We start from the raw sequence: 15,471 nt of genomic DNA, 5'->3' as shown, positions 1-15,471 counted from the left end.
TTAGGGCGTTGAATTGGAAACCTGAAGAATTTTCCCATTGTAATATTTGTTTCCTGTTAGCGAAAATTCCACGATATATTCGGCCATTTCTTTTGCTGAAAGTGGCGCTTTATAACCCGGGAATGCTTCGTCCAGCATTTCGGTTTGCACCGCCCCCAAGGCCAATGCATTAAACGATGGTCCTTTTTCTTTGTATTCTTCGGCCAACAATTCGGTGAGGGTTAATACAGCGCCTTTGCTGCTGCTGTAGGCGGCCAAACCGGGAAATTTCATACTGCCCTGAATGCCGCCCATACTGCTAATGCTAACCACATGCCCGTCGTTATTCATAAATGGCAAAACGGCTTGAGTGATTGCAGCAAGCCCAAAAACATTCACTTCATAAGAATCCTTAAAATCGCTTTGTGTGAGTTTTTCAAAAGGTTTATTGACAATATATCCTGAATTATTGATCAGTATATCTACGTGTTGCCATTTTTCTTCAATGAACTCTGAAACTTTTTTTATATCATGAGAATCTGTAATATCACAGGGAAAGCAATAGCAGTTAGTAATTTCAAGCCCTGAAATGGGCACATCGTTTCTGGACAACGCCAAGACATTGTGGCCAGAATCAGCTAAAATAGGGACCATTTGATAGCCTATGCCTCTGCTGGTGCCGGTAACAATTATATTTTTTTTCATTCGATTCTTTTTTAACCTGCCAGGTTTTAAAAACCGTGCAGGATGTTTATGCATCGCTTAGTCCGACCGACAGACGGGCTTGCAGGAAAGAGCCTGCAGTAATGTACTTCGGGCTAAACTATTAAAATACTTTGAACGTTCAATATAAACAAATCCCGCTGTCTTCTCAAATGAAACCAACGGGATTATATATATAAAGCCTCAAAGGTTTCAAAAAACTTTGAGACCTGATTTTTATTTTTCTACACAAACATAGTAACCGGATTCTCGATATACTTTTTAACCGTTTCTAAAAACTTAGCTCCCGTTGCACCGTCTACGGTACGGTGGTCGCACGCTAATGTAACAGTCATCGTATTCCCAACTGCAATTGCTCCGTTTTTTACTACTGGCTTTTGCACAATGGTTCCAACCGATAAAATTGCCGAGTTGGGCTGGTTGATGATGGAGGTAAACTCCTTGATGCCGAACATACCCAAGTTAGAAACCGTAAAGGTACTACCCTGCATTTCGTCTGGGCTTATCTTTTTGTTTCTTGCTTTTCCGGCCAACTCTTTTACATTGGCTCCAATTTGTGAAAAGCTCATTTGATCGGCAAACTTAAGCACCGGGACCAACAGGCCTTCATCTACAGCAACGGCAACGCCTATGTGAATATGCTTTGCAATTTTGGTCGTATCGCCGTGCCATTGGGTGTTTACTTGTGGGTGTTTCCTTAAAGCCATCGCACAGGCTTTAATGACCATATCGTTATACGATATTTTTACATCCGGATCACTGTTAATTGCCTTACGTGCCGAAATAGCGTTGTCCATATCCAGCTCGACGGTTAGGTAATAATGCGGTGCCGTAAACTTAGATTCGCCCAAACGTTTGGCAATGGTCTTGCGCATTTGAGAGTTTTTAACTTCCTCAAATTCTTCTTGCCCAACAGGTGTGTACGCTTGTGTTCCCGCTGCTGGTTGGTAGTTTTCAATATCTTTCTTTACAATACGGCCGTGATCGCCACTACCTTGTACTTGGCTAAGGCTGATGCCCTTTTCTTCTGCCAGTTTTTTGGCCAATGGCGAAGCAAAGATGCGTCCGCCGTCCTTTGTGGTTTGGCTTGTTGGTGTTTTATCTTTAGATGGATCTTTTGTAGCTTTTTCTTTTTTGTCTTTAAAGGTATCTTCAGACTTTTCAGCATCTTCTTTCTTGGTTTCTTTTTTCTTGTCTTTTGAAGAACCGCCATCTTTTTTGAAGTTTTTTGCTACTTCAGAAACATCAGTGCCTTCTGGCCCAACAATAGCTAATAAAGCATCAACTTTAGCTGTTTCTCCTTCTTCAATACCAATCTTAAGCAAGGTTCCTGAATAGAACGATTCAAATTCCATCGTGGCCTTATCGGTTTCTATTTCGGCAAGAATGTCGCCTTCTTCAATGCTATCGCCTTCTTGTTTTAACCACGTGGCGACTGTTCCTTCTTCCATAGTATCGCTTAGGCGTGGCATGGTAATTACCTCAACGCCTTCTGGCACTTCATTTCGGCTCCCCTCAATGTCCGCTTCTTCATCTGAATCTTCATCGGTATCATCACTATTTTTCTTGGCATCTTCTTTTTTAGACTTTTCAGCACCGTCTTTATCTTCGGATTTTTCATCACTCTCTTCCGAAGCATCATTGGAATCATCCTTAGATTTTCCGCCACCGTTAATCAAATCGGAAATATCTTCGCCTTCTTCGCCAATAATAGCCAAAAGTTTATCTACTTCGGCTGTTTCGCCTTCTTCAATACCAATGTGTAACAAAGTCCCTTCGTAAAAAGACTCAAACTCCATAGTAGCTTTATCAGTTTCAATCTCAGCAAGGATATCGCCTTCTTCTACTTTATCACCTTTGCTCACGAGCCATTTGGCCACGGTTCCTTCTTCCATGGTGTCGCTCAAGCGCGGCATGTTGATTACTTCAGCCATAGTCTATAGTTTATGTGGTAAAAAAGGGTAGTCTTCTTGTTCGTAAACAACGTCGTACATTACATTTGTATCTGGGTATCCTGAATCTTCGGCAAATTGCTCGCATTCCTTTACCTTATCCTTTACACGTTTGTTTACTTTTTTAATCTCATCTTCAGTGGCCCATTTTTCTTCGTAAATTTTATGCAACACATACGAGATTGGGTCTTCCTCTTGTTTTTTCTTTACTTCTTCTTTAGTACGGTAATGTTGTGCATCACTCATGGAATGTCCTCTATATCGATACGTTCTAATTTCCAAAAACGTCGGACCATCTCCACGACGTGCGCGGTCTATCGCCTCATCCATTTCTTTAGCGACAACTTCGGGTTTCATCCCATCAACAGGCTTACACGGCATTTCGTAGCCTAAACCAAGTTTCCAAATATCGGTATGGTTTGCGGTACGCGCTACGGAAGTCCCCATGGCATAACCGTTATTTTCGCAAATAAACACGACGGGCAGTTTCCAGAGCATCGCTAAGTTAAATGCTTCGTGGAGTGAACCTTGTCTTACGGCACCATCACCCATATAGGTAAGGGTTACAGCATCGCGCTCAAAATACTTATCGGCAAAAGCTATTCCGGCACCGAGAGGAATTTGTCCTCCAACGATGCCATGGCCGCCATAAAACCGATGCTCTTTAGAGAAAATATGCATAGAGCCCCCTAAACCTTGCGAGGTTCCTGTTTTCTTTCCGTAGAGCTCGGCCATTACTTTTTTGGGGTCTACGCCCATCCCAATAGGCTGTACGTGGTTTCGGTAAGCCGTTATCATACGGTCTTTTTCCAAATCCATGGCGTGCAAAGCTCCGGCCAGAACAGCTTCTTGTCCGTTATAAAGGTGCAGAAACCCTCTTACTTTTTGTTTGATGTAAACTTGGGCCAGCTTGTCTTCAAACTTGCGCCAGAAGAACATATCTTCGTACCAGTCTAAATATGTTTTTTTTGTAATTTTTTTCATTGGATTGCTATACTGTCCCCACGGGGAGAAATTTTAAACACGATTAACAAAAGTACTACATTCTGAAGTTTTACAAAACACAGAAACATTAAAATAGTACTAAATGTTGGGCGTTGGAGTCTTGAAAGTAAAAAAGCCGCCTCCCAACCTCCCCGAAGGGGAGGAGTTTTTAAACACCGATCCTCTCCCCTCCTTTGTAGGGGCTGGGGGGAGGAAGTTTACAGATAGCTTTTATCGAACAATAGGGGCAACAAATCTGCAATGGAAGCCGCTTTGGCAACTTTTCCGGTTTCGCCCATAAAATAAATGGCAATAGGGGATTCCTGTTTTATTTCGTATTCGGCGATTGCTTGACGGCACGCACCGCAAGGTGGAATTGGCGTGGTTGTTTCTTGTTTTAAAGAACGTGCCGTAATGGCCATGGTTTTTACGGAAGCAGTGGGATACGCCGCACCAGCTTGATAAATGGCCACCCGTTCGGCACAAAGGCCCGAAGGAAATGCAGCATTTTCTTGATTGTTCCCGATTATCGTTTCGCCAGAATCCAGCTGCAAGGCGGCCCCTACTTTAAAACGAGAATAAGGCGCATAAGCATCTTCCCGAGCTTGTTGCGCCTTATTCATTAATTTTTGAATGTCTTGAGGCAATTCTGAAACAGAATCATACACTTCAAGGTTTATTTCAATTTTATGTTTTTTCACGTATTGTCTTCCATTATACCTACAAGGTTTTGGAAACCTTGCAGGATGATTCATCAGTCATCTAGTACCTGTCACATCGAGTGACTTTATTTGACTGGAAGATCAAATAAAATAATATCGAGATGCAGCATGTTAATACTCGTCATACTCGTCCCCGAAATTGAACGTCAAGCCAAAACGAAGGGTGCCTTCCAACGGACTTCGTACTTTCGATGTTGAGAACAAATAGGAAATATCGATATTAATGGCCGTGTAACGGAATCCTGCTCCTAAGGACAGGAATTTCCTAAAACCTTTATCTTCACTTTCGTTGAAGTATCCCATCCGGAATGCAAACACGTCTTGGTACCAATACTCGGCACCCAAAGCCCAAGTGAATTCTTTTAATTCTTCTGAAAATCCATTTGGTGCATCCCCGAAAGAAGAGAAGATGCCACTAAAGAAACTTTCATTGTAATAATCGTCTTCGCGATCAATAACACCATCATTGTTGGAATCACTTGGTGTTGGCACCAACAGTTTGTTCACCTCGGCACTTACCCCAATTTTGCTATATTGATCTAATATAAAATCAAAACCACCGCCTAAAGCTAAATTGGTAGGCAGGTTGTTTTCTTGGCCTGTTTCGTCGTATTTAAGTTTGGGACCCACATTTGAAATATTAAACCCGGCTCTCCAACGACCGTCAAAGTCGTTATAGGGAATTTCTTCACTTTGATAATAACCGGCCACATCTACAGCAAAGCTGTTGGCGGCACTTGCATCGGCGATGGCTGACTGTAGTTTAAGGTCAGAACGTATATACCTACCGGCTATACCCATCGAGAAACGCTCACTTAAGCGGAGCGAGTAGGAAACATCGAACATCAATTCATTGGGCTTTACCAATAAAGGTTGTTGCTCTGCAGTTTCACGCAACTCTATCTCCCCGTTACTGAAATACCGAAAACTTGCTCCAACGGCACTACGCTCGTTAAGCCTGTTATAATAGGTTAAATTTCCTAAAAAGATATCGTTTACCAATTTACTTAAATACGGCGTATAGGTAACTCCAACCCCTTGTTTGGATATAGCGAACGCATATTTTGCTGGATTCCACTGCTGTGAAAAAGCATCGGCCGAGGTGGTAACCCCAATATCCCCCATACCTGCTGAGCGGGCGTCACCGGCTATAAGCAAAAATGGGACGCCTGTGGTAATCACACGCTGGGTGGTGGCATCATCTTCTTGCGCAGCAGTATTATAGGATATTAAAACGATTAAAAAAGGTAACAATATTTTCTTCATGAGGTTCTAATTTTGGTCAAATATAAATTTATTTTTTAAAGGATAACCAGTTTTTCAAATTTTTCAGTTTGTTTATTGGTTAACGTCGATTTAACGGTAATCTTATATACATATACCCCTTTTCCTATTTTATCTCCAAAATCATCACGACCATCCCACACAATATCGCGGGAAAGGAAACCATCGGTATTGATAATCTGATTTTTGCTCCACACTACTTTTCCGGTTACGGTAAACACCTGCACCTGAACCTCCAAGGGCTCGAACGGGCGGTTGTGGTTAAACCAAAATTCGGTATAGTCCACAAAAGGATTGGGGTAATTGAGCACTTTGGTGATTTTAAGTTCGTCATCGCCAGCCACGATAAATTGTATTTCGGCCGTAGAAGAGTTGTTGTACACGTCCCAGGCCTTAAACGTCAAGGTATGCAGTCCCTTCTCGAGGTCCCGCAAACGATAATTGGCAGTCCCTTTGGTGTAATCATCCTGTTCGGCTTGGTAATAATCGTTCACTACAATGGGGTTGGACTCGTCGCCGTCTAAAATTGCAACCATATCGTGGCCAATACCACTGGCCGTGTTGATGCCGTTTTCGTCTTCCAGCTTGGCTATGAGAATGGGAGATGCATTGGTAACCCCACCAGAAACAAAGCTTTCATCGTTCATGAACAAATTGATAGTAGGGCCTTGATTGTCTTCTGGGGCATTTTCATTAATTCCTCCTATTTGCACGGAAAGATCTACCCCTGCTTGATCCTCCAAGGCATTGTTCTTTTCAGTATAAAAATTAACCCGTCCTGTACCTACGGGTATCTGTATGTCCCTGGGCATGACAAACTCAAACTCAAAAATTCCATTTTCAACGGTGGCCTTACCGTTAAACAGTGTTTCACCCAAGGTGGTGAAATCTAAAACAAACCCCTGGTTATCGTTATCCAATGTTTGCCGCTGTACGCGCTTATCAAACACTTTGGCCGAAAGTACGCCGCTGTAGTTGGTAAGAAGGTTTCTGTTTTCATCGGTCACTTCACCGGTCATTTTCACTTTGTCCAAAGCCTTAAGAACTTCTGGCGATTGCCCTACAGGCACACCGTTAATAGTGGTGAGCCTTACGTTTTTCTTTGGAAACGCCAAATGCATGGCCGGATCGCCAATGTAAAATACTACCCGGCGCAACCTTGTGCCTACCCCTAAATCCCGCTTGGCCAATCTTAAGGCTTCTGCCGGGGTTTTAGGTACGTTCAAATCATAGCCAAACAAATGTGTTGCAAGCTTTTTATTGAAATTCACTCCAGTGGTTAAACCAATAGAACGGGTAGTAGTAAGTAAAGAAATGGCACCACCTTCTTTATTCCAATAAGTAAGCTCTCCAGCCGTGACGCGTTGGGGATTGTCGAATTTGGTAAACTGGCAGGTAATGGTAACCACGCAAGAAGTTTTATTCTTATTTTTTAAAGAAGTGGCCATGCCTTTTGTATAAATATATTCGTGCGCCAAACCATCTTCTCCACCGTGACCAAAATAATTGACCACTAAAGCCCCTACTTCAATATTGTTCTTAATGGCTTCATTTACCTTTGGATAACGATTTCCTCCTGAAGAAGTTTCTTGTTTATAAGCATCGATGTGGATTTTTTTTACGTTGATAAAGGGTTTCTCTGCTGAAATTTCATCTCCCAAAGCATCCAGCTCTATTTCAAGTCTTTGCTCTCCAGATTTGTCCACATCATCAGAAATCAACATGAAATTGTTCCGCCAATTTCCGTAGGATTCTTTTGAAGTATAAGCAATGATTTTATCAACCATGGCATTGGCCAGCCCAACTTCATCAGCAAGAACCCTCCCTACGGCTATGTCCAGCATATCGGTATCTATAAGTCTTTCGCCTGAAGCGTCTAAGGTATTTCCACCTATCGTTCCTTCATCTGGGTCCATATTTCCGAAGAAATCATCACTCATAAACGAACTGGACTCGTTGACACTGGAAAGTGTATGAAAAGTAGGCACTATATTGTTGTTGCCCGACAACCTATTTTTATAATCTACCGAGGTGTCCCCAAAAAGACAGAGGTATTTTATACGGTTATCTGCTGACGATGCATTGTTGTAAATATAGCGGACAAAATTCCTGATGGCCCCAATATCTTGTTTCCCGGAACTGAATTCTTGGTAAATCTTATCGGTGGTAACCACTTTCACGTTGAGCCCGCTTTGTGTTTTGTGAAGATTGGCCAACCGTAAAGCAGGCTGCAGTAAAAACGGAGCGGTAACAATTAAATAATCTACATCCTGAAAAGCTCCTGATGGCCCTTTAAAAACCGAGCCTTTTAAGTTTTGGTTAAATACACGCGGATCACTTATTTGTACAGGGGTGCGATAATCCCCAGTATGCACGGCCACGTATTTGCGCGCTGTGCCCATAACTGCTTTAAAAGTAAGAGCCGGAGCATTGTTTTCATTTTGTTTTGCCGAAATGAAACCGGGATCGGTAACATCCCATATTTCACTTACTTGCCCAGTATTACCTACTTGATATTCCCCTATACCACTCAAATTAGAAGCAGGCTTGTACCGAAAAGCAAGCTGTCCATCGGCAACTGTAAGTTGGCGGATGGCCTCCACGCTCACATAATCTAAATACCCTACGCTGGACGGGTTGCCCCCATTGTTATAAGCGAGATCCACAGTAACCGTTTCGCCTGCCGCTGGCACTTCCCCCTTACTGCCGCTAAGTTCATCCACGATCAAGACGGTGCCTTCGGTAACAGCCCTAAAAGACAATGGATCCAAACTAACACCATTGACACTAATGGCCATGGAAGTGCGCGATTCTGAAACCGCTCCTGCCTTTACCACCACTTGCATGGTAGAACCCGAAACTATATTGGGGAAGGTAAATTCATAGCTTTGTTCGCTCTCAATATCAAAACGGTTTCCAAACCAACGCCTTCCTAACTTTGATGGGGAAAATTCATCCACTTCATGATATTTGTAATCTTGAAAGGTGGTAATCGTGGTGGTGGGCGCGCCTGTTGGCTCTACCATTTGTTGAATCCGTTTTCCAGGCCCACCATCGGCTGTGATGTAATAATACGATTCGTCGCTGTAAGGGTTTAAATTGGTTTGGTTCTCTGGGTCGTACCCTTTGGTGCTCGTTCCGTAAAAAAGAATATAGTCGCCACTGTCAAAAGACCCGTCGTCACCCCCGACCACTTTTATGGAGGTTTCAGGAAGATCAAACTGCGTGTTCAATGCATTGTACAAAGGCAATGGTTTGCCACCATGACCATATATTTTTAGGTTTTGTGGATTTATATTGCTGGTGTTCATCCCCAAATTATCCAAAAAAGACTTATCGATTCGGTGTACGCCAGTTTCTTCAACCTTAAATTTGTACCAATCGCCATCTGCTAATACCGAATTGGCCAAAGGCATCCTAAAAGAAGCCCCCTTGTTTTGCATGTCTTTTTTATAGGAGACCGTGAACGACTGCACTTTTTGCAACCTGCCATTTACCCGTACCACGGGCGAAAGGGAAATCGCAGTATAAATCTCGTCCCGCGCTTTACTGCTATGGATGGAATAAGTGAGCTCCTCCGGCACCAATGCTTTATTTATTTTCTGAAGTTCTTGTCGTGTCAAGGTTCCGTAGGACACATTCGAGATTTCAATAGAATTTTCATCAGCAAACCCAGTGTCCCTCCATTGATCGTGATAAACCAAATGGTCCTCATCGATATTGAGCTTAAGCGGATCATAGCCCGGCTGCTTGTTGGCACTTGCCTGTTTTATGGCCGAAACAGAAGTGGCTGTTTTGGAGGCACCTTCCCAATTAATGGTAATGTTCTTGGTCTGTGCCCATATCACAAATGGCAATAAAACAAATGAAATAAGAAGTATGGTTTTTTTCATCATAATCAATAACGCATCAAATATACACTTAGTATGGGTTCTTTTTTAAAGTTTTCAGGATTTTACGTTTTAAATAATAATCACAAAAAAATAACGTTTGCATTCAAGTTAGTAGGCAGTAATACAAAAAACTAACGAATCAATTATAATAAAATATTATTGGTATTTTCCCGTTAATTATTATATTGCAAACCCAAATTTATTCATACCTTCAACTATGAACATGAACAAAACCTTAGCATTTCGCGTATTTATGGTATTGGTTACAACTGGTTTACTTATAAGTTGTAACAACTCCAGGGACTATAAAGACAGCTCTCGCGCAACCGGTTGGAAAATGAACGCCAGAGAAGGCGGATTTAAATACAACCCCAAAGCCAAAGAACAAGAAACTGGACCAGGCCTCATCTTTATTGAAGGCGGTACTTTTACTATGGGAAAAGTACAGGATGACCCCATGCACGATTGGAACAACACACCTACACAACAACACGTGCAGTCTTTTTACATGGACGAAACCGAAGTGACCAACCTAATGTACTTAGAGTATTTAGATTGGTTGAAGAGCGTGTTCCCGCCTTCACAAGAAAACTACCGCCAAATATACCAAGGCGCTTTGCCAGACACCTTGGTGTGGAGAAACCGTTTAGGGTACAACGAAGTGATGACCAACAACTACCTGCGTCATCCTGCGTACGCAAACTACCCGGTAGTGGGTGTAAGTTGGATTCAAGCTGTGGAATTCAGTAACTGGCGTACCGACCGTGTTAACGAATTGATTTTGGAAGAAGAAGGCTATACGGCCCGCGGCGCACGATACGATGTGGAACCAGGGGAAACTTTTAGTACTCAAACCTACCTTAATGCCCCGACACAAACCTATGGCGGAAAAGATTCCATCACTAGGGGTGGAAGGACTTCTGAACGTATTACAGACCGAAGCGAGGACAGCACCAACTTATATGTACAGCGAAAAGACGGCCTATTGCTACCTAGCTACCGTTTGCCCACCGAAGCCGAATGGGAATATGCCGCTTTAGGTTTGGTAGGACTTAGAAACTACAACGTTTACAGAGGAAGAAAGAAATATCCATGGGATGGGCAATACACCCGCTCCAATAAACGAAGAAGCCGTGGCGACCAATTGGCCAACTTTAAACAAGGCGATGGCGATTACGGAGGTATTGCAGGCTGGAGCGACGACGGAGCCGACATTACTGCCGAAGTAAAATCCTACGAAGCGAACGACTTCGGATTATACGATATGGCCGGCAACGTAGCCGAATGGGTGGCCGATGTCTATCGCCCGATTGTTGACGATGAATTTAACGACTTTAATTATTACCGCGGAAATGTCTATACCAAAAACGCGATAACTGAAGATGGAAAAGTGAAATTGGTCACTGCAGATTCCATTGTCTATGACACCTTGAGCAACGGCAGGATCGTTGCCAGAAACCTGCCTGGCGAAATTTTACAGGTGCCCGTGGGCGAAGAAGAAACCTACCAACGCACCAATTTCTCTAAAAGCGACAACCGCGATTTCAGGGATGGCGATAAACGTTCTTCCCGGAGGTACCAATCGTTTGCCGATGAGTACAACACTGATGACGCCAATGAAGAGCGCATGTACAACTCCCCAAAAAGCAAAATATTTACCGATAGCACGGGCCAAATGGAAATCCAGTACGATCAGTCCAACAGGCGCACCACTTTAATTGACAATGAAGTTAGGGTTTATAAAGGTGGCTCTTGGAGAGATCGCGATTATTGGTTAGACCCTGCCCAACGGCGTTATTTCCCTCAAGATATGGCAACCGATTACATTGGGTTTAGATGTGCCATGTCGCGCGTAGGCTCCAAATCGAAAAAAGGGAAACGCCCCAGAAACTAAAATTAGTTAATATTTGAATACATTAAAGCCTTGGAGATTTACTTCAAGGCTTTTTTTAGTCCTTTTTTTCGCACATTCAATTTTTTTTTAACTTGCTAAGCGAACAGAAGCAAATAACCCTATGGCAAAAATCCTGCAAAAAGTCCTTTTGGCGCTGTTGTCAATCATGCTGTGCACAAACTGCAGCAATAACAGGAATTATGACAAAAGCTCTCGTGCCACGGGATGGCCTGCATTTGGAAGGCAAGGCGGTTCAAAAAAAATAAAAGCAAAAGAACAGGAAACCGGCCCTGGCCTAGTGTTTATAGAAGGGGGCACTTTTACCATGGGACGGGTACAAGACGACCCTATGGGCGATTGGAACAACGTTCCCACACAACAACACGTACAATCGTTCTATATGGACGAAACCGAAGTCACCAACTTAATGTACCTCGAATACATCGATTGGCTTAAAAAAGTGTTTCCCCCCACCCAAGAAAATTTCAGGAAGATTTATGAAGGGGCCTTGCCCGATACCTTGGTCTGGAAGTCCAGGTTAGGGTACAACGAAACCATGGTCGATCAATACTTTAGGCATCCGGCCTTTGCCGAATATCCAGTGGTGGGCGTCAGCTGGGTCCAAGCGGTCGAATTTTCAAAATGGCGTACCGATAGAGTCAATGAACTCATATTGGAAGAAGAAGGTTTTATTCAAAAAAATGCCCGGTACCAAAGTACGGCACGTTCGGTTTTCAACACCGAAACCTATTTAAAAGCCCCCACACTTACCTATGGGGGGAACGACAGCATAACAAGAGGGAGCAACCGCTCTCAACGGCTTATAGAGCGAGGAGACAGCACCCAAATATTTGTGAGACGAAAAGACGGCATTTTGCTCCCCGCCTACCGCTTACCCACCGAAGCAGAATGGGAATACGCCGCACTCGGACTTGTGGGAATTAGATATAAAAACACCTATAGAGGCCGTAAAAAATATCCTTGGAACGGCCCTTACACCCGTTCGCAAAAACGTAAAAATCGAGGCGATCAATTGGCCAATTTCAAACAAGGTGCAGGCGATTACAGCGGTATTGCAGGATGGAGCGATGACGGTGCTGGAGTTACGGCTCAAGTAAAATCGTACGAGGCAAACGATTTTGGCCTGTACGATATGGCCGGGAATGTAGCCGAATGGGTGGCCGATGTTTATCGCCCCATCATCGACGACGAGTACAATGATTTTAACTATTTCCGCGGAAATGTCTATATGAAACCCGCTTTGGATGACGGTGGCAATGTCCAGATAATCACTCCAGAAACCATGGTTTACGACACCCTTCCCAACGGCAAGGTCGTAGCCAGAAAATATCCGGGCGAACTCAAAGAAGAACCTATAGGCAAAAGGGAAACCTTTATGCGCATCAATTTTTCGAAAAGCGACAACAGAAATTACAGGGATGGCGACCGGCTTTCGTTACGGTATAACCCCACCTTTTCAAATGCTGTTTCTGAAAACAACAAAAGAAGAATGTACAACTCGCCCATTAACAAATTGGTAGTTGCAGAAAATGGTTCCATAACACCACAATACGACCGGTCTTCGACAAGAAACACCCTAATAAGCAATGAAACCCGAGTGTATAAAGGAGGGTCTTGGAAAGACCGGGAATATTGGTTGGACCCTGCACAGCGCAGGTACTTGCCACAATATATGGCCACCAATTATATTGGGTTTAGGTGCGCAATGTCGCGCGTGGGGGCTAAAAGCAAAAAGAAAAACAAACGGGCCACCCATTAAACTTTTATAAAAGAACAACTGGCAGGCTTTCTCGTAAAAAGCTTTTCTGTATTTTTATGCTATGACCACAAAACAGCTCCACCAAGAATTTTTAGCCGGTAGCGGTATTTGCACCGATACCCGGAACATCGTTGAAAACTGCTTTTTTATTGCCTTAAAAGGCGCTAACTTCAATGGGAATACATTTGCCGACGAAGCTGTAAAAAAAGGAGCATATAGAGTGGTTATAGATGACGAAGCATTTAAAAACGAGAAAACCATTTTGGTTAAGGACACCTTGACCGCCCTGCAGGAATTGGCCGCTTTCCACAGAAAACACCTCAAGTTGCCCATACTTTCCTTAACCGGAAGCAACGGCAAAACCACTACCAAAGAGCTGATCAACGCAGTTCTTTCAAAAAAATATAAAACCATTGCAACCCAAGGAAATTTAAACAACCATATTGGCGTGCCGCTTACCCTATTGTCAATGACTTCGGAAACTGAAATGGGCATTGTTGAAATGGGCGCCAATCATTTACACGAGATAGAAAACCTTTGCCAGATTGCCCAACCGGATTACGGCTACATTACTAACTTTGGAAAAGCACACCTAGAAGGCTTCGGAAGTTTGGAAGGCGTTGTAAAAGGGAAATCTGAATTGTACACCCATCTAAAAGACCACGACAAGACTGTTTTTGTAAACGGAGCAGAAACCAAACAATTGGAACTGACCAAAACGATGAATCGGGTGGTTTTTAATGAAACAATCATTCAACTTATGGATGCTTCAAACGAAGTGAAAGTGAAATTTAAAAACACCGAAATACAAAGCAAGCTCGTGGGCCTGTATAATTTCAACAATATTGCGGCAGCCATCGCCATTGGGGATTATTTTAATGTTCCAGAAGAACAAATAAAAACAGCCATTGAAGGGTATATCCCGCAGAACAACCGCTCTCAACGCTTGGAAAAAGCAGGCCACAAAATATTGTTGGATGCTTATAACGCCAACCCGACCAGTATGATGGCCGCCCTTGAAAATTTTAAGCAAGCCGAAGGAAACCGAAAAATCTTAATCCTTGGCGATATGTTTGAAATGGGCAGTGAAGCCGAAAAAGAACACCAACATATCGTTGATTTTTTAGAACAAAACCCTTTCGGGAAAGCTTATTTGGTGGGCAGTAACTTCAACAAAACAAAAACAAAAGCCTCCCATATTAAAACGTTTGAAAGTTTTGACGACTTTAAAAAGCAGTTTAAAGCCAAAGATTTTAAAAATTGTTTCTTTTTAATAAAAGGTTCAAGAGGAATGGCATTGGAACGCGTTTTAAATTTGCTTTAAAACAGAAAAGGTTTCAATAAAATGAATCATTGAAACCTTTGTTTTTAAGTGGGGCATAATGGATTCGAACCAGTGACCTCCACGTTGTCGACGTCACACCCTGAACCCCGCCTGCAATAGTGAAGTGTATTGGATTCGAACCAATGACCCCCACCCTGTCAAGGTGGTGCTCTGAACCAACTGAGCTAACACTCCTAAATTTTTCGTCGGGTAGGCAACTGAGTTAATGCCCCCTTTCATTCTTGCAAAACTACCACTTATTTTATTTTTTTAAGTGGTTTTTTCTTAATCATTCCTCCTTTTGCATCTTTTACCGAAGCCATGATGATAAACACATCGTGGTCAATTTTATCGATTTCGGTCTTTAGTCGCGACATTTCCAATTGGGATCACCGTATAGATCACGTTGACATTCCTAAAAAAGCCGCCCTTAACTCACACACCGTAAGGGCTACGCTAAGCAGCCTTTCTTTCCGCCAATTTTTTTGAGAAAAGAAAAAACCCGATGAAAATTTCCATCGGGTTTTGTGGACCTGTCGGCCTTTGGTGGGCGCGAAGGGATTCGAACCCCTGACCCTCCCGATGTAAAATCGGGATGCTCTGAACCCACTAGTTTATTAATTTTTCAATCATGACCCTACTCTTCCAAGATTTAATTTTCCGTTCTCTGGCGTAGGCTCCGGCTTTTGTACTAAAAACTTCGTGGTACACTAACTTCCAGTCTTTTGCCCGGGCAGTATACCCTTTGTGGTTCTGCAAGTGTTTTTTTAATCTTTTTCCGATATCAGATGTAGAACCTATATAATAGCGGATCAAGTCCAAAAGTTGGGTCTAGAGTGAAAAATAGTTTTCTTTGCGGATAAATATTTTCCAATGAATAAAGAGACTGATTTACCCCTGCTAAGCTTAATCCTTCCTGAAGGTTTACTAACTTAC

Annotated in this window: 11 protein-coding genes and 1 tRNA gene; 3 read left to right on the top strand and 9 right to left on the bottom strand. The window is 42.9% G+C overall.

What is annotated here, in order from left to right; all coding sequences use genetic code 11:
* From DDV96_RS13095 to porU, 6 genes are all read right to left on the bottom strand, one after another.
* Entirely contained in the window at positions 1-684 is a 684-nt protein-coding gene (locus DDV96_RS13095) for an SDR family NAD(P)-dependent oxidoreductase (RefSeq protein ID WP_116695230.1), read from the bottom strand.
* A gap of 242 nt (positions 685-926) precedes the next feature.
* Positions 927-2,636: a pyruvate dehydrogenase complex dihydrolipoamide acetyltransferase gene (locus DDV96_RS13090; RefSeq protein WP_116695229.1), complete on the bottom strand. Its 1,710-nt coding sequence runs from the start codon at positions 2,634-2,636 to the stop codon at positions 927-929.
* 3 nt (positions 2,637-2,639) lie between these two features.
* On the bottom strand, positions 2,640-3,638 hold the full coding sequence (gene pdhA, locus DDV96_RS13085; RefSeq protein WP_116695228.1) for a pyruvate dehydrogenase (acetyl-transferring) E1 component subunit alpha: 999 nt from the start codon (positions 3,636-3,638) through the stop codon (positions 2,640-2,642).
* A 218-nt stretch (positions 3,639-3,856) separates the two neighbouring features.
* On the bottom strand, positions 3,857-4,339 hold the full coding sequence (gene cdd / locus DDV96_RS13080) for a cytidine deaminase (protein ID WP_240607729.1): 483 nt from the start codon (positions 4,337-4,339) through the stop codon (positions 3,857-3,859).
* Between the two features lie 132 nt (positions 4,340-4,471).
* Positions 4,472-5,626: a type IX secretion system outer membrane channel protein PorV gene (gene porV / locus DDV96_RS13075; RefSeq protein WP_116695226.1), complete on the bottom strand. Its 1,155-nt coding sequence runs from the start codon at positions 5,624-5,626 to the stop codon at positions 4,472-4,474.
* 35 nt (positions 5,627-5,661) lie between these two features.
* Positions 5,662-9,540, bottom strand: coding sequence for a type IX secretion system sortase PorU (gene porU / locus DDV96_RS13070; protein ID WP_317045969.1), 3,879 nt, complete (start codon positions 9,538-9,540; stop codon positions 5,662-5,664).
* Positions 9,541-9,754: 214 nt separating this feature from the next.
* On the opposite strand from porU, the gene gldJ (DDV96_RS13065) reads away from it, so the two are divergent.
* The 3 genes from gldJ (DDV96_RS13065) to DDV96_RS13055 all read left to right on the top strand — a co-directional run bounded on the left by gldJ (DDV96_RS13065) (position 9,755) and on the right by DDV96_RS13055 (position 14,535).
* The gene (gldJ, locus tag DDV96_RS13065; protein WP_206074028.1) at positions 9,755-11,431 is read left to right on the top strand and encodes a gliding motility lipoprotein GldJ; all 1,677 of its coding nucleotides are present in this window, start codon (positions 9,755-9,757) and stop codon (positions 11,429-11,431) included.
* Between the two features lie 121 nt (positions 11,432-11,552).
* Positions 11,553-13,211: a gliding motility lipoprotein GldJ gene (gene gldJ / locus DDV96_RS13060; protein ID WP_116695225.1), complete on the top strand. Its 1,659-nt coding sequence runs from the start codon at positions 11,553-11,555 to the stop codon at positions 13,209-13,211.
* 61 nt (positions 13,212-13,272) lie between these two features.
* Positions 13,273-14,535, top strand: a complete 1,263-nt coding sequence (locus DDV96_RS13055; protein ID WP_116695224.1) for a UDP-N-acetylmuramoyl-tripeptide--D-alanyl-D-alanine ligase — start codon at positions 13,273-13,275, stop codon at positions 14,533-14,535.
* 120 nt (positions 14,536-14,655) lie between these two features.
* On the opposite strand, the gene DDV96_RS13050 is transcribed toward DDV96_RS13055, so the two are convergent.
* The 3 genes from DDV96_RS13050 to DDV96_RS13040 all read right to left on the bottom strand — a co-directional run bounded on the left by DDV96_RS13050 (position 14,656) and on the right by DDV96_RS13040 (position 15,294).
* A tRNA-Val gene (locus tag DDV96_RS13050) sits at positions 14,656-14,730 on the bottom strand.
* Positions 14,731-14,792: 62 nt separating this feature from the next.
* Positions 14,793-14,912: a DUF2179 domain-containing protein gene (locus tag DDV96_RS13045; protein WP_116695223.1), complete on the bottom strand. Its 120-nt coding sequence runs from the start codon at positions 14,910-14,912 to the stop codon at positions 14,793-14,795.
* Between the two features lie 232 nt (positions 14,913-15,144).
* Complete coding sequence (locus tag DDV96_RS13040; protein ID WP_240607728.1) at positions 15,145-15,294, bottom strand: GIY-YIG nuclease family protein; 150 nt, start codon at positions 15,292-15,294, stop codon at positions 15,145-15,147.
* Positions 15,295-15,471: the final 177 nt, after the last annotated feature.

The organism is Marixanthomonas spongiae (assembly GCF_003095375.1).
Taxonomy (GTDB): domain Bacteria; phylum Bacteroidota; class Bacteroidia; order Flavobacteriales; family Flavobacteriaceae; genus Marixanthomonas; species Marixanthomonas spongiae.
Note: the sequence above shows the minus strand (reverse complement) of the source record. Positions and strands in the feature narration are given on the sequence as shown.